Here is a 19,015-nt window from a genome sequence, read left to right as displayed (position 1 = left end):
TTTTCCCCGAGGCGGGGAGTCAGCCCTTGCGGTACGCGCCGCGGGAAAGATCGATGCCGAGCTGCTTGAGCTTGCGGTAGAGGTGCGTGCGCTCGAGGCCGGTCTTCTCGGCCACGCGGGTCATGCTGCCGTGCTCGCGCGCAAGGTGGTGTTCGAAGTAGGCGCGCTCGAAGGCATCGCGGGCTTCACGCAGCGGCATGTCGATGGGCAGGTCACGCACGGCCACGGTGGCCCCGGTGGTGACGACGGGGGCCGTCGCATCAGCGGACGCCGGCGCAGGGCTGGCTGTGGCACCGAGCGCCACCGCAGGCACTGCGGCCGGCGCGGGCGCCGCCAGGGGCTGGGCCGCGCCCGCGGCGGGCCCTGCGCCCGGCGCCCGGGCAAGACCGGCGCGGCCACGCACCAGTCCCTGCTCGACCGCCTTGAGCAGCTTCTGCAGGGCGATGGGCTTCTCGAGGAAGTCGAGCGCGCCGATCCGGGTGGCCTCGACCGCGGTGTCGATGGTGGCGTGGCCGGACATCATGATCACGGGCATGGTCAGCTTGCCGGCGGCGGCCCACTCCTTGAGCAGCGTGACGCCATCGGTATCGGGCATCCAGATGTCGAGCAGCACCAGATCGAGCGGACCGCCGTCGCGGATGCGGCGCGCCTGCGTGGCGCTGTCGGCAAGCAGCACGGTGTGGCCCTCGTCACCGAGGATTTCGGACAGGAGCTCGCGGATGCCGATCTCGTCATCCACCACCAGAATCTCAGCCATGGTCCCTGTCGCGATTGCCCACTTCAAGCATGGCCGGATTCTCCATGGTTTTCGGGAGTTTGGTAAATAGGATCGCCACCTGCGCGCCGAGCGCGCGGCCACTGTCGTCGTGCCAGTTGCCGATATCGATTCGCGCGCCGTGCTCGTCGATGATCTTGCGCACGATCGGCAGACCCAGGCCGGTGCCGCGCGGCTTGCTGGTGACATAGGGCTCGAAGGCCCGCGCGAGCATGCCCGGCGAGAAGCCGCCGCCGTGATCGCGGACCCTGACCTGCAGGGCGGCGCGACCATCGGCCAGCGCCACCCGCTCGCTGCACACCTCGATCGGACCGACCGCGGCCGCGCCCGCCGAGGTGTGCGCCTCCTGGGCGTTCTTGAGCAGGTTGTGAAAGACCTGGCGCAGCTGCGTGGCGTCACCGAGGACGCGCGGCGCAGCCGGGTCGAGCGCGACCTGGATCGCAACCTGCGGGTCGCCGGCGCTGTAGAGCCGCAGCACATCCTCGAGCAGTTCATTGACCTGCAAGGGATGCAGCTGCGCCGCGGGCAGGCGCGCGTAGTCGCGGAACTCGTCGACCAGGGTCTTGAGCGCCGCCACCTGGTTGACGATGGTCTGGGTGTTCTTGGCGAGGAGCTCGGCATCGGCGGGCGGCAGGCGGTCGTGCAGCTTGTGGGCCATGCGCTCGGCGGCCAGCTGGATGGGGGTGAGCGGGTTCTTGATCTCGTGGGCGAGGCGGCGCGCGACCTCGCTCCAGGCCAGGGCGCGCTGCGCGCCGATCAGGCCCGAGATGTCGTCGAACACGATCACATAACCCACCGGCTGGCCGGGCAGCACCGAGCCGCGCACCAGCAGGGTCTGGTCGCCGGGCCGGGTGGGATCGGGCGCCGGCCCGGCATCGGCTCCGCCCGCGCCGGCCCGGCCCGGCCCGGCGCCGAGCACGAACTGGCGCTGCCAGGCGACCGGCCCGCTGGCGGTCTGCTCGTTGAAGGCGGCACGGATCTGCGCCTCGAGCGGGCCCAGTCCCGGCAACGCCGCCAGGGGCTGGCCGAGCAGCCCGTTCAGTTCGCCGCCCAGGATGCGCTCGGCGCCGCGGTTGGCCAGACTCAGGCGCAGCTCGACATCGAGCACCAGCACGCCGGCGTCGAGGTTGGCCAGCACGCTCTCGAGGCGGGCATTGACCCGCTCGAGCTCGTGCTGATGTGACTCGGCCAGCGAGCGCGCCTCCTGCAGCTGCCGGGTCATGCCATTGAACGAGCGGGTGAGCACGCCGAGTTCGTCTCGCCCGGCATAGTCCTTGATGGGCCGGAAGTCACCGCCGGCCACCGAGCGGGTGGCGGCGGCCAGCTCCGAGAGCGGGCCCGTGAGCCAGCCGGCGAGCAGAAAGGCGCCCGAGACGGCCGCCAGCATGGTGAGCAGGAAGGTGAGCGTGAGCGTGATGTGAAAGATGCGCTTGAGGCCGCCGCGCGACAGCGACAGCTCCTGGAAATCGCGAAAACCCTGCTGAACCGCCTCGGCGTTCTCGGCGAGCGCCGCCGGCACGGGCTGCAGCAGCTGCAGGTAGCGGCTCTCGTCCAGACGCTGGGCATCGGTGAGCAGGGGCACGATCACCCGCAGCTTCAAGCCGCGCCCGGCACCGTCGGCATCGGCGGGCTCCACGCGGGCGAACTGGCGGGTGAGGCGCACCTGGCGCAGCGCGTCGGCCGAGGGCAGGTCAGGCACCAGCCGCGCGAACTGGCCGCCGCTGGCGGTGATGATGCGACCGCTGCCGGTGAGCACCACCGCCTCCTGGGCGCCGGCCTGCTCACGCAGCCGCCCGAGCGTGGCCGGCCAGACGGCGGAGGGCGTCTCGGCGAGTTCGCCGGCCATCACGCGCGCCTTCTGGGACAGGTCGCCCAGCATGGCATCGAGCGAAGTGCGCGCCAGGCTCAGTCCGGAATCGAGGGCGCGCTCGACCGGAAAGTCGAACCAGGACTCGATCGAACGCCCCACGAACTGCACCGCCACGAAGAACACCAGCGCCACCGGCAGCACGGTCATGAGGGCGAAGGACCCGGCCATGCGGGCGATCAGGCGGGTGCCGAACAGGCCGCGCCGGTAGCGCGCGAGCAGCCGGCGCAGCAGCTCGAGCACCAGCACCGTGAGCATCACCGACACCAGGGTGGCCAGCCCCAGCAGCATGGGGTAGCGGTCCTCGAACAGGCGGGTGTTGCCGCTGGCCGAGATCAGCAGGGCGAGCAGCACCACCGCGATCACCAGGGCGGCGATCAGCGCGAGCCGCAGCGCCCGGCTTATGGCGCGCTTTTCGTCGTCTCGGGATTGAACCGGAAGCGCTTCCATTCGGAGCTGAGCGTCCACTCGCGGTTGGTCAGGGCATTCACCTGGAAGGGCTTGGGCAGCTGCGCGGTGTCCAGCCGCATGCGTACCTGCGCCTCGTACGGCGTGCCGGGGCGAGCCTGGTCCGGCTCGAGCACCCGCCAGCCACGCACCCGCGACATCACCCCGAGCACCTCGGACAGCTCGGGAAAGCTCTGCGCGATGCCGGAGAGCGCCAGCCGGTACTGGCGGGTGAGGGCGTGATAGGACAGCCGGTAGGTGAGGGTGGCCGACGCCACCGATTCATCGAACCAGTACCAGCGCGGCCGGATGAGCTCGAACTCGACCACGAAGTGGAGCATCACCCCGCGGTTGACCGCCTCCTCGAGCCGCGCGGGCAGCGTCAGGCCGAAATCGGCGGCCAGCTGCCAGCCCTCGGCGGAGGGCTCGAGCCGGGCGGTGCGGACCTCGATGCCCTCGGCTCGTGCGGCCGGCGGCAGGAGCGCCAGCGCCGCCCCGATCCAGACGATCAGGGCCAGCGCCCGGGCGAGGCGGACTGTCACTGGCGTTTGCGGATGGAGGCGTAGAAGAATCCGTCGTGGTTCCGGTCGGGCGCGACATGCGGCAACAGCTGCGAGAGGCGGTGCGGCGCCGTCTGGCCCGGCCAGCACCAGAACAGGGGCTGTTGCTGGGCATCCGGCCGGCCGGCGCAGAAGCGCTCGACCACCCTCTCGCCTTCGGCCCGGAACACCGAGCAGGTGGCGAAGAGCAATGTACCACCCGGCTCGAGCAGCCCCCACAGGGCAGCCAGCATTTGCGACTGGCGCTCGGCCAGTGTCGCGATATCGCGACGGCGCCGCAGCCAGCGGATGTCGGGATGGCGGCGCACGATGCCCGAGGCCGAGCAGGGTGCGTCGAGCAGGATGCGCTGGAAGGGCCGGCCATCCCACCAGTCGGCCGGCCGGCTGGCATCGCCCTGACGCACCTGGGCATGCAGCGACAGCCGCCGCAGGTTCTCGTGCACCCGTTCCAGGCGGGCGGCATCGGTGTCGATGGCCAGCAGCTGGCAGTCGGCCCGCTCCAGCAGATGGGCGCTCTTGCCACCCGGGGCGGCGCAGGCATCGAGCACCCGATCCCCGGGCTGGGGGTCGAGGGCCACGGCCGCGATCTGCGCCGCCAGGTCCTGCACCGAGACATCGCCCTGCGCGAAGCCCGGCAGCGCGGTGACCTCGCAGGGCTGCGCCAGAAGGACCGCGTCGGGGCCGATCGGCGTGGCAGCGAGACCGGCCTCGGTCAGGCGCGCCAGGTAGTCGGCAACGCTGCCGCGGCGCCGGTTCACCCGCAAGGTCATGGGCGGGCGCTCATCGGCCACGGCGAGCACCGCCTCCCAGTGGCGGGGGTGGTCTCGACGCAGCTGATCCACCCACCAGGCGGGGTGGTTCCAGCGGGCCTGCGGGTCGTCGGCCAGGGCGGCGAGCAGGGCCTCGCGCTCACGCAGGAAACGGCGCAGGGTGGCGTTCAGGAAAGGCGCAGCCGGCGCGAGGGCTGGCCGGCTTCGGGCGGCCGACACCAGCTGGTCGACCACCACCGCCTCATGGCGTCGGGCGGGCGCCAGCAGCTCGGTCAGGCCCAGCAGCTGCAGGGCGGCCACCTCGGGGACGGGCGGGCGGGCATTGAGCCGCTGCGCCAGGGCCTGGGCAGTGCCCAGGCGACGCATGGCGCCATGGGCCATGTCGGCGACGGCGGCGCGGGACGAGCCCTCGAGGCGATGCTCGCGGTTGACCGCCGCCAGGCTCTGCGGCAAGGCCCGGCCGGCGAGCACCTGCCCGAGCGCCTGCGCGGCGGCGCCGAATTCCTCGGCGAGCGGCGGACGCCAGCCCGCCCCCCGCGGAACCGGCGCCTCAGCCAGGGCGGCGCGCCAGCGCCATGAGGCGGGCGATCCGTTCCTCGGTGGCGGGATGGGTGGAGAACAGACCGCGCAGGCCGCCGCCCGACAGCGGATTCATGATCATCATCTGCGCGGTCTCGGGGTGGCGCTCGGCCGCCTCCAGGGGCAGACCCTGGGCGTAGCGGTGGATCTTGTCGAGTGCCGACGCCAGCGCTGCCGGATCGCCGCTGATCTCGGCGCCGCCGCGGTCAGCCTCGAACTCGCGAGCCCGCGAGATGGCCATCTGGATGAGCGCGCCGGCGAGCGGCGCGAGAATGGCCACCAGGATGCCGGCGATCGGATTGGCCGGCCGGCCCTCGCTGTCACGGCCGCCGAAGAGCATGCCGAAGTTGGCCAGCGCCGAGATCGCGCCGGCCATGGTGGCCGAGATGGTGGAGATGAGGATGTCGCGGTGCTTCACGTGCGCGAGCTCATGGGCCATCACGCCGCGCAGCTCGCGCGCCGAAAGCACCGACAGGATGCCGGTGGTGGCCGCCACCGCGGCGTGCTGCGGATTGCGGCCGGTGGCGAAGGCGTTGGGCGCGGCCTCATCAATGAGATAGACCCGCGGCATGGGCATGCGGGCGCGCTCGGCGAGCTCGCGGACCATGCCGTAGAACTGCGGCGCCGTGGTCTCGTCGACCTCCCGCGCGTTGTACATGCGCAGGACCATCTTGTCGGAGAACCAGTCGGCGAAGAAGTTGGTGACCAGGGCGAAGGCCAGCGCCAGCAGCATGCCGGCCTGCCCGCCGAGGGCCGCGCCCACCACGCCGAACAGCGCGGTGATGGCGGCCATGAGCATGGCGGTCTTCATCCAGTTGAACACGACGGTCTCTCCAGAAGGGGTTGGCGGAAACGATGCTTCCGCAGGTGGGAAGGTGGGGCCTTCATGGGTCGGATGCAAGAGCCGCTCATTGCAGGGCGCGGCTCATCGGGGCGGGGCGGGCTCGAAGGCGAGGGGAGCGCCGGCCGACAGCGACTGGCGCCATTGCGCCGCGCCGACCCGGCGAGCCCCGGGCCGCTGCACCTCCAGCAGCTCGAGCACGCCGCCCTGGGCGCAGGCCACGAGCACCCGGCCGTCGGCGGCCGACAGCAGGCTGCCCGGGGGCAGGCCGGCAGGCGCGGGCTCGGTGAGCGCGCGGGCCCGCCAGACCTTCAGCGGCTCGGTCGAGCCGGCCAGAAGGGCGGTGCAGCCCGGAAAAGGATCCAAGGCGCGGATGCGGTCGGCCAGCCGCGGCGCCGGCTGCGACCAGTCGAGCGGCGCCTCGGTCTTGAGGATCTTGTGCGCATAGGTGACGCCCTCGGCCGGCTGCGGCGTGGCCACCAGCCGGCCGGCCGAAAGATCATCGAGGGCGCGCACGATCAGGCGCGCGCCGAGCGCGGCCAGCCGATCGTGCAGACTGCCGGCATGGTCTTCGGGCAGGATGGGCAGGCTCTCGGCGAGCAGCATGTCGCCGGTGTCCAGACCGGCATCCATCTGCATGATGGTGATGCCGGTGACCGGGTCGCCGGCCTCGATGGCCCGCTGGATGGGCGCGGCGCCGCGCCAGCGCGGCAGCAGCGAGGCGTGGATGTTCAGGCAGCCACGCGCCGGCACCGCCAGGATCGCCGGGGGCAGGATCATGCCGTAGGCGGCGACCACCATGACCTCGGCCCGGTGGGCGGCCAGCGCCGGCGCCATGGCCGGGTCGCGCAGGCTTGCCGGCTGCTGAACCGGCAGGCAGAGCGCGATCGCCCGCTGCTTGACCGGACTGGGCATGAGCTTCTGGCCGCGGCCGGCCGGCTTGTCGGCACGGGTGAGCACCAGCGCCACCTCGTGGCCGGCCGCCACGATCGCATCGAGGGCGGCACTGGCGAATTCCGGCGTGCCGGCGAAGATCAGTCGCATGGGGGAAGGGCGCTCGCCCCGGCCCGGCGCCCTACCGGGCGCCAGCGCCGGCGGCGCGTCAGGCGGCTTCGCGCACCTGCTTGAGCAGGCGGGTGCGGATCCGGTTCTGCTTGAGGCGGGAGAGATACTGGACGAAGACGCGGCCGTCGAGGTGATCGATCTCGTGCTGGAGGCAGACCGCCAGCAGGCCGTCGGCATCGAGCGTGAAAGGTTTGCCGTGCTCGTCGAAGGCGCGTACCCGCACCCGCTCGGGCCGCTCGACCTCCTCGTAGACCCCGGGTACCGACAGGCAGCCTTCCTCGCTGATCCGACGCTCGCCGTCTTCGCCGATGATCGCGGGGTTGATGAAGACCTGCAGCCGATCGTGGGTCTCGGAGACATCGATGACGATCACCCGCAGGTGGACATCGATCTGGGTGGCGGCCAGCCCGATGCCCGGGGCGCGGTACATCGTGTCGGCCATGTCACCCACCAGCTGGCGCAGGGCGTCATCGAAATGCTCGACCCGTCTGGCCACGGTGTGCAGACGCTCGTCGGGGAATCGGAGAATCGGACGGACGGCCATCGGCAACTACCTACCGTTGAAACAGCTTCGAACTTGCGGCACCCGGGGATTGCCGGCAGACTCGGCTGCCCTGCCCCTGCCTGATAGGGCGCTTGATCTGACGGCGCCAAATCCTTGATTTGCCGGGCTTATTTCGACTGCCCGGTAAGATGCCCGAGCATCAGGCGCAGCCCGAAAAAACCAAGCCACTCACCATCTGGTGCCGCCATCCATGACATTCAAGTCTAGCACGCGACTTCTGGCGATGGCGCTTTCTCTGGCGGCCAGCCAGGCGATCGCCCAGTCGACGGCGACGCTGCCGGCACCCGCGCCTGCCACGCCGTCCGCCGCGGCCGAGCCCGCTGCCGGCACCACCCCGGGCGCCCCGACCGCGCCGAACGGCCAGAGCGCCGGGCCCGCGCTGGCCAAGGATGCACCCGACAAGCATGTGGTGGTGCCCGGCGACACCCTCTGGGGCATTGCCGGCCGGTTCCTCGAGTCTCCCTGGCGCTGGACCGAGATCTGGCAGATGAACCGCGAGCAGGTGCGCAATCCGCACCTCATCTACCCTGGCGACATCATCTACCTGGACAGCAGCGGTGGCCGCAACCGGCTCCGGCTGGCCCGCGCCGTGGGTGACCCGGCGCCCACCGCGCGCAGCGTGGGCGTGGGGGTCGATCCGTCGCGCCCCGAGCCGACGCCTGCCTCGCCGCAGGAGGAGCGCCTGAGCCCGAGGGTGCGGGTGCAGCCGCTGCCGGCACAGCCGATCCCGATGGTCAATGCAGCGGCGATCGAGCCCTTCCTCAACCGCCCGCTCATCGTCGACGAAAAGGGCCTGAGGGATCACCCCCGCATCGTGGGCGCCCAGGAGGGCAGGGTGTACCTCAGCGCCGGCGAGCTCGCCTATGCGCGCGGCCTGAAGCCGGACCAGACCGTCACCGAGTGGCATATCTACAGGCCGGGGGCGCCGCTGCTGCACCCGGACACCCGCAAGCCGATCGCCTACGAGGCGGTGTACATCGGCTCGGCCCGGCTCGAGCGCCGTGGCGATCCGGCGAGCTTTAGGCTCCTGAAGGCCACCGAGGAGATCGGCATCGGCGACCGTCTGGTGCCGGCCGAGCCGGCAACCGACCTGAACTACGCCCCGCGCGCGCCCCAGGCGGCGCTGGCCGGGCGGCTGGTCTCGGTCTACCGTGGCGTGGCGCAGGCCGGGCGCAACAGCGTGGTCGCGGTCAGCCTGGGCCGCAAGGACGGCATCGAGACGGGCCATGTGCTCTCGATCCGCGAGCGGGCCCGGGAGGTCCGCGACGAGGAAACCCGCAAGATGATCGGCCTTCCGGGTGAGACCATCGGCCAGATGCTGGTGTTCCGGGTCTTCGATAGCATTTCCTACGGCCTGATCGTGCGCGCCACCAAGGCGGTCACGGTCGGCGACGACATCCTCACCCCGTAATCCAGGCGCGCCCATGACCCACCCGGCGCCAGGCGCCGGGCTGGCGTCCTGGCTTCATCTCGTCCTCACCCCGGGCATCGGGCCGGTCGCCACCGCGCGTCTGCTGGCCGGTTTCGGGCTGCCCGAGCAGGTGCTGCAGGCAGGCCACGCCTCGCTGACCGGCGTGGTTGGCACGCACCTGGCGAGCGCCCTGCTGCAGCCCGATCCCGTCCGCGACAACGCGGTGCAGGCCGGTCTGCGCTGGGCCACCCAGCCGGGCTGCCACCTCGTCGCCCTCGACGATCCACGCTATCCGCCGCGGCTGCTGCACCTGCCCGACCCGCCGCCCCTGCTCTGGGTGCGCGGCCGAACCGAGCTGCTGCGGGCGCCCTCGCTGGCCATCGTCGGCAGCCGTTCAGCCGGTGCCGGCGGGCAGGAAACCGCCCGGGCCTTCGCCCACGCCCTGGCGGGGCAGGGCCTCACCATCGTGAGCGGGCTGGCAAGAGGGATCGACGCTGCGGCGCATCGCGGCGCCCTGGGCAGCGCAGCCAGCACGGTCGCGGTGCTAGGCACCGGGGCAGACCGGGTCTATCCCCGCAGCCAGCAGGCCCTTGCCCAGGCCATCCAGACCGAAGGCGCACTCGTGTCCGAACTGCCGCCGCAGGTCGGCCCCAGCCGCGCGGCCTTCCCGCGCCGCAACCGGCTGATCGCCGGACTGTCGCTCGGGGTGCTGGTGGTCGAAGCCGCGCTCAACAGCGGCTCGCTGATCACGGCACGCCTTGCCGCCGAGTTCGGGCGGGAGGTCTGCGCCATCCCCGGTTCCATTCATTCCCCCACCGCGCGCGGCTGCCATCGGCTGATCCAGGAAGGCGCTCAGCTGGTCGAAAGCGCGCACGACATCCTCGCGCTGCTGCCGCGCTGGTGCGCCAGCACCATGAGTGCCCGATGCGCCGGGGGCATGGTTGCCGGAAGTGCCAGCCCCGCCGACCTCACGCCCGTCGAAGCAGCCCTGCTGGCCGCGCTCGGCTGGGACCCGCTCCATCCCGATCACCTGCTCGCGCGCGCACAGGCCGGTTTCGCCGCGGCGGGGGCGGGACGCGCCCCTGGCGTGCCCGAACTGCTCTCGGGCCTGGCCGGCCTGGAGCTGCGCGGCTGCCTCGAACGCCTGCCCGATGGCCGTTGCCGCCGACTGCCGCCATGAGCCGCCGCACCGCGCTTCGACACTCCATGGCCACCGGCTCACTCAGGCTGAGCTTGCGCCGGTCGACAACGCGCTCTTATGATTGGCCCCCTTTTTCGCCTCGGGCGGACCAAGACCATTCATGGGCAAGTCGCTGATCATCGCCGAGAAGCCCTCGGTCGCCGCCGACATCGCGCGAGCGATCGGCGGTTTCACCCGCCAGGGCGAGTACTTCGAGAGCGATGACTACGTCCTGTCATCGGCGGTCGGTCATCTGGTGGAGATCGCCGCACCCGAGCAGTTCGAGGTCAAGCGGGGCAAATGGTCCTTCGCCCACCTGCCGGTGATCCCGCCGCACTTCGATGTCCAGCCCATCGCCAAGAACGAGGAGCGGCTCAAGCTGCTGGCCAGGCTCATCCGCCGCAAGGACATCGACGCCCTGATCAACGCTTGCGACGCCGGGCGCGAGGGCGAGCTCATCTTCCGGCTGATCACCCAGTACGCCAAGGCGCGCCAGCCGGTGCGCCGCCTGTGGCTGCAGTCCATGACCCCGGCAGCCATCCGCGACGCCTTCGGCCAGCTGCGTGATGACCGCCAGATGATGCCGCTGGCCGATGCCGCGCGCTGCCGCTCCGAGGCCGACTGGCTGGTGGGCATCAACGGCACGCGGGCCATGACCGCGTTCAACTCGCGCGACGGCGGCTTCTATCTCACCACCGTGGGCCGCGTGCAGACCCCCACGCTGACCATCGTGGTCGAGCGCGAGGAGCGCATTCGCCGGTTCAAGCCGCGAGCCTACTTCGAGGTCAAGGCCACCTTCGGCGCGCAGGCGGGCCAGTACGAGGGCCGCTGGTTCGACCCTGCCTTCGTGCGCAACCCGGCCGACGCCGATCTGCGCCCCGAGCGGCTCTGGGATGAAGCGCGTGCCCGCGCCATCGTGGCCGATTGCCAGGGCCGGCCAGGCACCGTCACCGAAGAGGCGCGTCCGACCACACAGGCTGCCCCGGCGCTCTTCGACCTCACCAGCCTTCAGCGCGAGGCCAATGGGCGCTTCGGCTTCTCGGCCAAGACCACGCTGTCGCTGGCCCAGGCACTCTACGAGAAGCACAAGGCGCTCACCTACCCGCGAACCGATTCCAAGGCACTGCCGGAAGACTACGCGCCCACGGTGCGCCAGACCCTGACCATGCTGTCGGGCAGTTCGGCCTACCGGCCCTTCGCCCGCCAGGTGCTCGACAACGACTGGGTGCGGCCGGGCAACAAGCGCATCTTCGACAACAGCAAGATCTCCGACCACTTCGCCATCATTCCCACGCTGCAGGCACCGAAGGCCCTGTCGGAGGCCGAGCAGAAGATCTACGACCTGGTGGTGCGCCGATTCCTCGCGGTGTTCTTCCCGTCGGCCGAGTTCCGGGTCACCACCCGCATCACGCAGGTCGAGTCGCACGCCTTCAAGACCGAGGGCCGGGTGCTGGTCAATGCTGGGTGGCTTGCCATCTACGGGCGCGAGTCCGTCGAGTCGGGCGCCCAGGAGGGCGCAGGCATGCTGGTGCCGGTGGCCCCCGACGAGATCGTGAGCACCGAGGCCATCGAGGCGCTCTCGCTTGCCACCCGCCCGCCCGCCCGCTTCAACGAGGCCACGCTGCTGTCGGCCATGGAAGGCGCCGGCAAGCTCGTCGACGATGAAGAGCTGCGCGAGGCCATGGCCGAGAAGGGCCTGGGCACGCCAGCCACCCGCGCCGCGATCATCGAGGGCCTGATCGCCGAGAACTACCTGCTGCGCGACGGCCGCGATCTGCTGCCCACCGCCAAGGCCTTCCAGCTGCTCACGCTGCTGCGCGGGCTTGGCGTCGAGGAGCTCACCATGCCCGAGCTCACCGGCGACTGGGAATACAAGCTCGCCCAGATGGAGCGCGGCCGGCTGCGGCGCGAGGAGTTCATGGACGAGATTGCCGAGGTCACCCGGCGGATCGTCGAGCGCGCCAAGAACTACCAGGCGGACACCGTGCCCGGCGAGTACGCCACGCTGGCCTCACCCTGCCCCAAGTGCGGCGGCACGGTCCAGGAGAACTACAAGCGCTTTGCCTGCACGCGCTGCGACTTCTCCATCACCAAGATCCCCGGCAGCCGCCAGCTCGAGGTGGCCGAGGCCGAGATCCTGCTCTCGCAGCGTACCCTCGGGCCGCTGCAGGGCTTCCGCAGCCGGCTGGGCAGGCCCTTCGCGGCCATCCTGAAGATCTCCGACGAGCACAAGCTCGAGTTCGACTTCGGCCAGTCACGCGAAGACGATGAGGCCAATGCCGAGCCGGTCGACTTTTCGGGGCAGCCGGCGCTGGGCTCCTGCCCCAAGTGCGGCAGTGCGGTGCACGAGCACGGCCTGTCCTTCGTATGCGAGAAGTCGGTCGGCCCGGAGCGCAGCTGCGACTTCCGCAGCGGCAAGATCATCCTGCAGCAGGAGATCGCCCCGGAACAGATGCGCAAGCTGCTCGCAGAGGGCCGCACCGACCTGCTCCAGGGTTTCGTGTCCCAGCGCACCCGGCGCAAGTTCAAGGCCTTCCTGGTGCGCGGGGCCGACGGCAAGATCGGCTTCGAGTTCACGCCCCGACCCGGCAAGGCGGCCGCCGAGCCCGCCGCCGAATCCGGGGCCGATTCGGAACGCCCGGCTCCGGTGGCCGGCGCGGCTGCCAGAGCGGGTGCCCGAACCGGCGCTGCCCGGGCTGGCGGCAAGGCGGCCGGCTCCGCGACCGCCAAGGCGCCGGCCAAGTCGCCGGCCAAGGCCGCAGGCGCGCCGGCGTCCCGCGCCGCCACGAAGACCGCCACGAAGACCGCCGTCAAGTCGGGCGCCAAATCTGGCGCGGGAACCAAGGCCGGTGGCACCACCTCCAGGGCCGCCAAGCCTGCGGCCAAGTCGGCCAGCGCCGGCCCTCGTCCGGCTCGCGCAAGCGTGCCCGCCACCCGCCGGCGAACCGGCGGCTGAGCCCGGTCAGCCGAGGGCCCGTGAACCTGCCAGAGGCCGACTGGGTCTTCGGCTACGGGTCGCTGATCTGGCATCCGGAGTTCGACTACACCGAGCAGGTGCTGGCCAGGCTGCACGGCTTTCACCGCGCCTTCTGCATCCGCTCGACCCGCTACCGCGGCACACCGCAGGAGCCGGGCGTGGTGCTCGGCCTGCAACCCGGCGGCAGCTGCGTGGGCATGGCCTTCCGCCTGGCCCGGCCCACCCGGCGGGAATCGCTGGAGCGGCTCTATGCCCGCGAAATGCTGGCCGATGTCTACCGGCCGGCCATGGTGCCGGTGGCACTGCCTGACGGGCGCAGCGAACGGGCGCTGACCTTCGTGGCCAATCCGGTGAGCGAGGCCTATCAGCGGCTGTCCGAGGACGACATCCTGCACCGGCTGCGGCACGCGGGCGGCGACCGCGGGCACAACCGCGACTACGCGCTGAACACCCACCGCGCCCTGCTTGCGCTGGGCGTGCGCGACCGGCGCCTGGCGCGCCTGGCCCGGCTGCTCGAGCCCGAATCCCGGGCTCGGGCGCCCGGCCGACCCTGACGCCCGCGCTCAGCGTTCGGCGGTCTCCTCGATCGACTTGTGCAGCTTGACCGGCCGGGACTGGCGACGGGCTCGCTGGCGCAGGTTGAGCATCTCGACCGCCATCGAGAAGGCCATGGCGAAGTAGACATACCCCTTGGGGATGTGGGTGTCGAAGCCCTCGGCGACCAGCACCAGGCCGACCAGCACCAGGAACGACAGCGCCAGCATCTTGATGGTGGGATGCCGGTCGACGAATTCGCCGATCGGCCGGGCGAACAGCATCATGACCACCACCGAGACCAGCACCGCCACCACCATGATGCCGACCTCGTCGACCAGGCCCACCGCGGTGATCACCGAGTCGAGCGAGAACACCAGGTCGATGAGGGCGATCTGCACCAGCACCGCCCCGAAGCGACCCGCGGCCGCGCCGGCCGAGCCCTCGTCGTGCGCGCCCTCGAGCGACTGATGGATCTCGTGGACGCTCTTCCAGAGCAGGAACAGGCCGCCCACGATCAGGATCAGGTCACGGCCCGAGATGGCGTTGCCCAGCACCGTGAACAGCGGCTCGGTGAGCTTCATGATCCAGGCGATCGACAGCAGCAGGCCGATGCGCATGACCAGCGCAAGGCTCAGTCCGAGGGTGCGGGCGCGATTGCGTTGCGCCTCGGGCAGGCGACCGCACAGGATGGAGATGAAGATGATGTTGTCCACCCCGAGCACCACCTCGAGGGCGATCAGGGTGGCCAGGGCGATCCAGGCATTGGGGTCGGCGATCCAGTCCATCTCGGCTCTCCGCCGCCCTGCGGGCGGCTGACGGGTCAGGGCGGCTGACGGGGTCAGGGCGCTTTCGGGCTCGGGTGCGGCATCACTGCGCCTGCGCGCCGGACTCCTTGACCACACGCGCCCATTTCGTGATCTCGGCCTGCTGGAAGCGCGCGAGGTCTTCCGGCCCGCCCAGGAGGGGGTCGAGCCCGAGCTGGCGCAGCCGCTCCTGCACATCGGGCAGGCGGAACACCCGCTGCACCTCGGTGTGCAGGCGGGCGACCACCTCACGCGGCGTGCCGGCCGGCGCGAACAGCGCGAACCAGGAGGTGGCCTCGAAGCCCGGCAGACCGGATTCGGCCACCGTGGGGATGTCCGGGGCCGACGGCGAGCGCCGCGCCCCGGTCTGGGCGATGGGGCGGATCTTGCCTTCACGGGCCATCGGCAGCGCCGAAGGCATGTTGTCGAACATCAGCTGGATGCTGCCACCGACCAGATCCGGGATGGCGAACTGCCGGCCCTTGTAGGGCACATGGGTCATGGTGACTCCGGCCATCGACTTGAAGAGCTCGCCCGAGATGTGCACCGACGAGCCCACCCCGGGCGAGCCGAAGGACAACCGGTCGGGATTGGCCTTGGCATAGGCGATGAGCTCCGGCACGGTCTTCACCGGCAGCGAGGTCGTGACCACCAGCAGGTTGGGCGTGGAGGCCACCAGCGACACCGGCGTGAAATCCCGGACCATGTCATAGGGCATCTTCGCGTAGAGCGAGCCATTGATGGCATGGGTGCCCACGGTGCCCATGACCAGGCTGAGACCGTCGGGGGCCGCCTTGGCCACTCGATCGGCACCGATGTTGCCGCCGGCGCCGGGCACATTGTCGACCACCACCGGCTGGCCGAGCTGCGCCTTCTCGGCAAACAGGCGGGCCAGGATGTCGGGCGCACCGCCAGTGGGGAAGGTCACCACCAGCTTGATGGGTCGCTGCGGGTAGGCCTGCGCCGCTGACAGCGCGGGCAGCAGCGTCGCCACCGCGGCGATCAGGGCTGCCGCCAGGCCGCGGCGCCGGACGGCGCGAGCGGCGGGCAGACGCGACATCATCGAAAAGGCTGTCTTCATATCGGGGTCCCGGTGGTCGCGCCGTGTCATTCCGTCAAGTCGGGGATGTGCCATTTGTGTCAATGACACTTGACATTGCCAGGCGTCAGATTATTGTCAGGGGTGGGACGCAGACTCTTGCCTGTGTCTCCTGCGTTCTCCGTGACAGGAGTTTGCCCGGACGGCTTTCGCCGCCCGGGCAATTTTTTTTCTCAGCGCGCAAAGAGCGAGGCCATGTCCTTGAAGGCCTTGAACTCCAGGGCATTGCCCGAGGGGTCGAGAAAGAACATGGTGGCCTGCTCGCCCACCTGGCCCTTGAAGCGGATGTGCGGCTCGATGATGAAACGGGTGCCGGCCGCCGAGAGGCGATCGGCCAGCGCCTCCCAGTCGGGCATGGGCAGCACCACCCCGAAGTGGCGAACCGGCACATTGTCGCCATCCACGGCACTGGTGGCCGCCGCACGGGTCTCGTCGGGCGCAAGGTGCGCCACCACCTGGTGACCATAAAGGTCGAAATCCACCCACTCGGGCGAACTGCGCCCCTCGGGACAGCCGAGCAGGTCGCCATAGAAGGCGCGCGCCGCCGCAAGATCGTGCACGGGAAAGGCCAGATGGAAGGGATGCTGGGGCATGAAATGGGGCTCCGGTTTGGGCCGACGCAAGGATCGCAGACAAAAAACACTATCATCCCGCAGCCAATCCCCTGACTCCAGGAGGCCATCCCCATGACCCGAATCCGTTCCCGCCTTGCGCTGGCCGCTGCGGTCGGCGCGCTGGCGCTCAGCGCCGGCTGCGCCACGCCCGATCGCGACGGCTCCTCCTACTCCGCCCGCGAGACCCGCCAGCCCATGCAGGTGCAGACCGCCACCATCCAGGGCGTACGCACCGTGAAACTCGACCGCGAGGGCGGCGGCGGCGTGGGCACGCTGGCCGGCTCGGTGATCGGCGGGGTGGCCGGCTCCAATGTCGGGGGCGGCAAAGGGTCGATCATCAGCTCGGTGATCGGCGCGGTCGCCGGTGGCGTGGTGGGCAGCCAGCTCGAAAAGGCCGGCACCAGCACCGAGGGCCTGGAGATCACGCTGCGCACCGACGACGGCAAGACCATCGCCATCGTGCAGGCCGCCGGCAGCGACCGCTTCGAAGCCGGCCAGCGGGTGCGCCTGCTCACCGACAACCGCGGCCAGGTGCGGGTCACACCGCTCTGAACCCTGCGCCGAGCGCTGCCGTGCCCCTGCCGATCAGCTTCGATGACATCCTGGCCGCCGCGCAGCGCCTGCGCCCGGTGGCCCATCGCACGCCCATGATGCGCAGCACCGCGGCCGATGCGCGCACCGGGGCGCGGCTGTTCTTCAAGTGCGAGAACCTGCAGCGCATCGGCGCCTTCAAGTTTCGCGGCGCGTACAACGCGCTGTCGCGCTTCAGCCCGGCGCAGCGGCAGGCCGGGGCGGTGGCCTTCTCATCGGGCAACCATGCCCAGGCGGTGGCGCTGGCCGCGCGCCTGCTCGGCATGCCGGCCACGCTGGTCATGCCGCGTGATGCCCCGGCGATCAAGGTGGCGGCCACCCGCGGCTACGGCGCCGAGGTGGTCCTCTATGACCGGCGCACCGAAGACCGCGAGGCGATCGGCCGGCAGCTCGCCGCCGAGCGCGGCATGACCCTCGTGCCGCCCTACGACCACGCTGATGTGATGGCCGGGCAGGGCACCGCGGCGCTCGAACTGATCGAGGACATGATCGCCACGGGCGAGGGTCCGCCCGACGCGCTGCTGGTCTGTCTGGGCGGCGGCGGCCTGATCTCGGGCTGTGCGGTGGCGGCGCGCCAGCTCGCGCCGGGCTGCCGCGTGATCGGCGTCGAGCCGCAGGCCGGCAACGATGTGCAGCAGTCGCTCGCGCTCGGGCGCATCGTCAGCATCCCCCTGCCCGAGACCATCGCCGACGGCGCCCAGACCCTGCATGCCGGCGAGCTCACCTTCGCGGTCATGCGCGAGTGCGTCGACGAGGTGGTCACCGCCACCGACGCGCAGCTGGTCAGCACCATGCGCTTCTTCGCCGAGCGCATGAAGCTGGTGGTCGAGCCCACCGGCTGCCTCGCCGCGGCCGCCGCGCTCGAAGGCGTTTGCGCGCTCGCCGGCCAGCGCGTGGGGGTGATCGTGAGCGGCGGCAACATCGACATGGCCCGCTTCGCCGCTCTGCTGAGCGCACCGGCGGCCTGAGACCGGATAGCATCGAGGCTCGTTCCGCTCTCCCGCGGCCGCATGCGCCGCCCCGCCTGATGACCGATACCTCCCTCAACCAGCGCCTGATCGACGCCGTCGATGCAGGCTTCGACGCGCAGATCCGCTTCCTCGCGGACCTCGTCCGGCTGCCCTCGCTGCGCGGCGAGGAGGCCTCGGCGCAGGACTTCATGGCGCGGGCCTATGCCGATCGCGGCCTGCAGGTGGACCGCTGGCGCATCGAGGTTGACCGCATTCGCGATCTGCCCGGCTTCTCGCCGGTGGCGGTCTCCTATGACAACGCCTGGAATGTGGTGGGCGCCCATCGCGCGGCCTCGCCCACCGGCCGCTCGCTGATCCTGAACGGGCACATCGATGTCGTGCCCACCGGCCCCCTCGACATGTGGAGCACCCCGCCCTTCGTGCCAGCGGTGCGCGGCGGCTGGATGCACGGCCGCGGCGCCGGCGACATGAAGGCCGGGCTGGTGGCCAACCTGTTCGCGCTCGATGCGCTGCACCGCATCGGCCTGGCCCCGGCCGGTGATGTCTATCTGCAGTCGGTGATCGAGGAGGAGTGCACCGGCAATGGCGCGCTGGCCTGCCTCGAGCGCGGCTACCGGGCCGATGCCGCGATCATCCCCGAGCCGATGGGCGAAGAGCTGATGAGCGCGCAGGTCGGCGTGATGTGGTTCCAGGTGAAGGTGCGCGGCCGGCCCGCGCATGTGGCGGTGGCCGGCACCGGCGCCAATGCCATCGAGGCCTGCTGGCCGATCATGCAGGCGCTGCATCGCCTCGAGCACGACTGGAACGCGCAGGGCCACCCGGCCTTCGCCGGCCATGCGCACCCGATCAACTTCGTGGTCAGCCGCATCGAAGGCGGCGACTGGACCTCCTCGGTGCCGGCCTGGTGCACCTTCGACATGCGCATCGGCCTGTTCCCGGGCATGTCGCTCGAAAAGGTGCGCGCCGATGTCGAGGCCTGCATCGCGAAGGCCGCCGCCGGCGACGCCTTCCTGTCGGCCAACCCGCCGCAGGTGGTCTACCACGGCTTCCAGACCGAGGGCTGGGTGCTGCCCGAGGGCACCGAGGCGCAGGCGGTGCTCGCGCGCAGCCACGAGGCGGTCACCGGCAAGCCGCTGGCCACCGGGCCGAGCACCGGCACCACCGACGCCCGCTTCTTCGGTCTGTATGCCGGCATTCCGGCGCTGGTCTACGGACCCACCGCCGAGCGCATCCACGCCTTCGACGAGCGGGTCGAGATCGAGTCCATCCGCCGCGTCACCCGCACCATCGCCCTGTTCATCGCCCACTGGTGCGGCACGGTGTCGCGTTGAGCCGGCCACTCACCCCCTCATCCCGGAGCCTG

17 protein-coding genes are annotated in these 19,015 nt (G+C 71.0%); 7 read left to right on the top strand and 10 right to left on the bottom strand.

The features are described from left to right. Positions 1–19: 19 nt before the first annotated feature. The 7 genes from AC2H6A_RS03825 to def form a co-directional block, all read right to left on the bottom strand. On the bottom strand, positions 20–757 hold the full coding sequence (locus AC2H6A_RS03825; RefSeq protein WP_484271809.1) for a response regulator: 738 nt from the start codon (positions 755–757) through the stop codon (positions 20–22). Next, a complete protein-coding gene (locus AC2H6A_RS03820; RefSeq protein ID WP_484271808.1) occupies positions 750–3,092 on the bottom strand; it encodes a sensor histidine kinase in 2,343 nt (780 codons plus the stop codon). Before AC2H6A_RS03820 ends, AC2H6A_RS03825 begins: the two co-directional genes overlap by 8 nt. Further along, positions 3,044–3,631 carry a DUF4390 domain-containing protein gene (locus tag AC2H6A_RS03815; protein WP_484271807.1) on the bottom strand — a complete coding sequence of 196 codons (588 nt, stop codon included), beginning with the start codon at positions 3,629–3,631 and terminating at the stop codon, positions 3,044–3,046. Before AC2H6A_RS03815 ends, AC2H6A_RS03820 begins: the two co-directional genes overlap by 49 nt. Continuing rightward, positions 3,628–4,977, bottom strand: coding sequence for a 16S rRNA (cytosine(967)-C(5))-methyltransferase RsmB (rsmB, locus tag AC2H6A_RS03810; protein WP_484271828.1), 1,350 nt, complete (start codon positions 4,975–4,977; stop codon positions 3,628–3,630). The genes AC2H6A_RS03815 and rsmB overlap by 4 nt, the downstream gene beginning before the upstream one ends. Beyond that, on the bottom strand, positions 4,970–5,821 hold the full coding sequence (gene htpX / locus AC2H6A_RS03805; protein ID WP_484271806.1) for a zinc metalloprotease HtpX: 852 nt from the start codon (positions 5,819–5,821) through the stop codon (positions 4,970–4,972). Before htpX ends, rsmB begins: the two co-directional genes overlap by 8 nt. A 102-nt stretch (positions 5,822–5,923) precedes the next feature. Then, positions 5,924–6,883 (bottom strand): methionyl-tRNA formyltransferase, encoded by a 960-nt coding sequence (gene fmt / locus AC2H6A_RS03800; RefSeq protein WP_484271805.1) that lies wholly within the window; start codon positions 6,881–6,883, stop codon positions 5,924–5,926. Positions 6,884–6,941: 58 nt separating this feature from the next. After that, positions 6,942–7,448, bottom strand: a complete 507-nt coding sequence (def, locus tag AC2H6A_RS03795) for a peptide deformylase (RefSeq protein WP_484271804.1) — start codon at positions 7,446–7,448, stop codon at positions 6,942–6,944. 211 nt (positions 7,449–7,659) lie between these two features. Between def and AC2H6A_RS03790 the strand changes: the two genes are divergently transcribed. From AC2H6A_RS03790 to AC2H6A_RS03775, 4 genes are all read left to right on the top strand, one after another. Further along, the gene (locus AC2H6A_RS03790) at positions 7,660–8,880 is read left to right on the top strand and encodes a LysM peptidoglycan-binding domain-containing protein (protein WP_484271803.1); all 1,221 of its coding nucleotides are present in this window, start codon (positions 7,660–7,662) and stop codon (positions 8,878–8,880) included. 13 nt (positions 8,881–8,893) lie between these two features. Continuing rightward, positions 8,894–10,060: a DNA-processing protein DprA gene (gene dprA, locus AC2H6A_RS03785; protein ID WP_484271802.1), complete on the top strand. Its 1,167-nt coding sequence runs from the start codon at positions 8,894–8,896 to the stop codon at positions 10,058–10,060. A gap of 121 nt (positions 10,061–10,181) precedes the next feature. Further along, a complete protein-coding gene (locus tag AC2H6A_RS03780) occupies positions 10,182–13,016 on the top strand; it encodes a DNA topoisomerase III (RefSeq protein ID WP_484271801.1) in 2,835 nt (944 codons plus the stop codon). Between the two features lie 20 nt (positions 13,017–13,036). After that, positions 13,037–13,591, top strand: a complete 555-nt coding sequence (locus tag AC2H6A_RS03775) for a gamma-glutamylcyclotransferase (protein WP_484271800.1) — start codon at positions 13,037–13,039, stop codon at positions 13,589–13,591. A gap of 9 nt (positions 13,592–13,600) precedes the next feature. On the opposite strand, the gene AC2H6A_RS03770 is transcribed toward AC2H6A_RS03775, so the two are convergent. From AC2H6A_RS03770 to AC2H6A_RS03760, 3 genes are all read right to left on the bottom strand, one after another. Beyond that, a complete protein-coding gene (locus AC2H6A_RS03770) occupies positions 13,601–14,359 on the bottom strand; it encodes a TerC family protein (protein WP_484271799.1) in 759 nt (252 codons plus the stop codon). A gap of 82 nt (positions 14,360–14,441) precedes the next feature. Beyond that, positions 14,442–15,458 (bottom strand): Bug family tripartite tricarboxylate transporter substrate binding protein, encoded by a 1,017-nt coding sequence (locus tag AC2H6A_RS03765; RefSeq protein ID WP_484271798.1) that lies wholly within the window; start codon positions 15,456–15,458, stop codon positions 14,442–14,444. A gap of 191 nt (positions 15,459–15,649) precedes the next feature. Continuing rightward, a complete protein-coding gene (locus AC2H6A_RS03760; RefSeq protein WP_484271797.1) occupies positions 15,650–16,069 on the bottom strand; it encodes a VOC family protein in 420 nt (139 codons plus the stop codon). 93 nt (positions 16,070–16,162) lie between these two features. On the opposite strand from AC2H6A_RS03760, the gene AC2H6A_RS03755 reads away from it, so the two are divergent. The 3 genes from AC2H6A_RS03755 to AC2H6A_RS03745 are packed head-to-tail and all read left to right on the top strand — an operon-like array spanning position 16,163 to position 18,983. Continuing rightward, positions 16,163–16,642 carry an outer membrane lipoprotein gene (locus tag AC2H6A_RS03755; RefSeq protein WP_484271796.1) on the top strand — a complete coding sequence of 160 codons (480 nt, stop codon included), beginning with the start codon at positions 16,163–16,165 and terminating at the stop codon, positions 16,640–16,642. 20 nt (positions 16,643–16,662) lie between these two features. Then, positions 16,663–17,649, top strand: coding sequence for a threo-3-hydroxy-L-aspartate ammonia-lyase (locus AC2H6A_RS03750; RefSeq protein WP_484271795.1), 987 nt, complete (start codon positions 16,663–16,665; stop codon positions 17,647–17,649). Between the two features lie 59 nt (positions 17,650–17,708). Further along, the gene (locus AC2H6A_RS03745) at positions 17,709–18,983 is read left to right on the top strand and encodes an ArgE/DapE family deacylase (protein WP_484271794.1); all 1,275 of its coding nucleotides are present in this window, start codon (positions 17,709–17,711) and stop codon (positions 18,981–18,983) included. The last annotated feature ends 32 nt before the right edge of the window (positions 18,984–19,015 follow it).

Source organism: Quisquiliibacterium sp., assembly GCF_982640115.1.
Note: the sequence above shows the minus strand (reverse complement) of the source record. Positions and strands in the feature narration are given on the sequence as shown.

What these genes read in the sequence shown, in the direction of transcription:
- AC2H6A_RS03755 (WP_484271796.1), top strand. Translation starts at nt 16,163, where the DNA reads ATGACCCGAATCCGTTCCCGCCTTGCGCTGGCCGCTGCGGTCGGCGCG.
- AC2H6A_RS03780 (WP_484271801.1), top strand. Translation starts at nt 10,182, where the DNA reads ATGGGCAAGTCGCTGATCATCGCCGAGAAGCCCTCGGTCGCCGCCGAC.
- AC2H6A_RS03770 (WP_484271799.1), bottom strand. Translation starts at nt 14,359, where the DNA reads ATGGACTGGATCGCCGACCCCAATGCCTGGATCGCCCTGGCCACCCTG.
- AC2H6A_RS03820 (WP_484271808.1), bottom strand. Translation starts at nt 3,092, where the DNA reads ATGGAAGCGCTTCCGGTTCAATCCCGAGACGACGAAAAGCGCGCCATA.
- def (WP_484271804.1), bottom strand. Translation starts at nt 7,448, where the DNA reads ATGGCCGTCCGTCCGATTCTCCGATTCCCCGACGAGCGTCTGCACACC.
- dprA (WP_484271802.1), top strand. Translation starts at nt 8,894, where the DNA reads ATGACCCACCCGGCGCCAGGCGCCGGGCTGGCGTCCTGGCTTCATCTC.
- AC2H6A_RS03745 (WP_484271794.1), top strand. Translation starts at nt 17,709, where the DNA reads ATGACCGATACCTCCCTCAACCAGCGCCTGATCGACGCCGTCGATGCA.
- AC2H6A_RS03760 (WP_484271797.1), bottom strand. Translation starts at nt 16,069, where the DNA reads ATGCCCCAGCATCCCTTCCATCTGGCCTTTCCCGTGCACGATCTTGCG.
- AC2H6A_RS03825 (WP_484271809.1), bottom strand. Translation starts at nt 757, where the DNA reads ATGGCTGAGATTCTGGTGGTGGATGACGAGATCGGCATCCGCGAGCTC.
- AC2H6A_RS03790 (WP_484271803.1), top strand. Translation starts at nt 7,660, where the DNA reads ATGACATTCAAGTCTAGCACGCGACTTCTGGCGATGGCGCTTTCTCTG.
- AC2H6A_RS03765 (WP_484271798.1), bottom strand. Translation starts at nt 15,458, where the DNA reads ATGAAGACAGCCTTTTCGATGATGTCGCGTCTGCCCGCCGCTCGCGCC.
- fmt (WP_484271805.1), bottom strand. Translation starts at nt 6,883, where the DNA reads ATGCGACTGATCTTCGCCGGCACGCCGGAATTCGCCAGTGCCGCCCTC.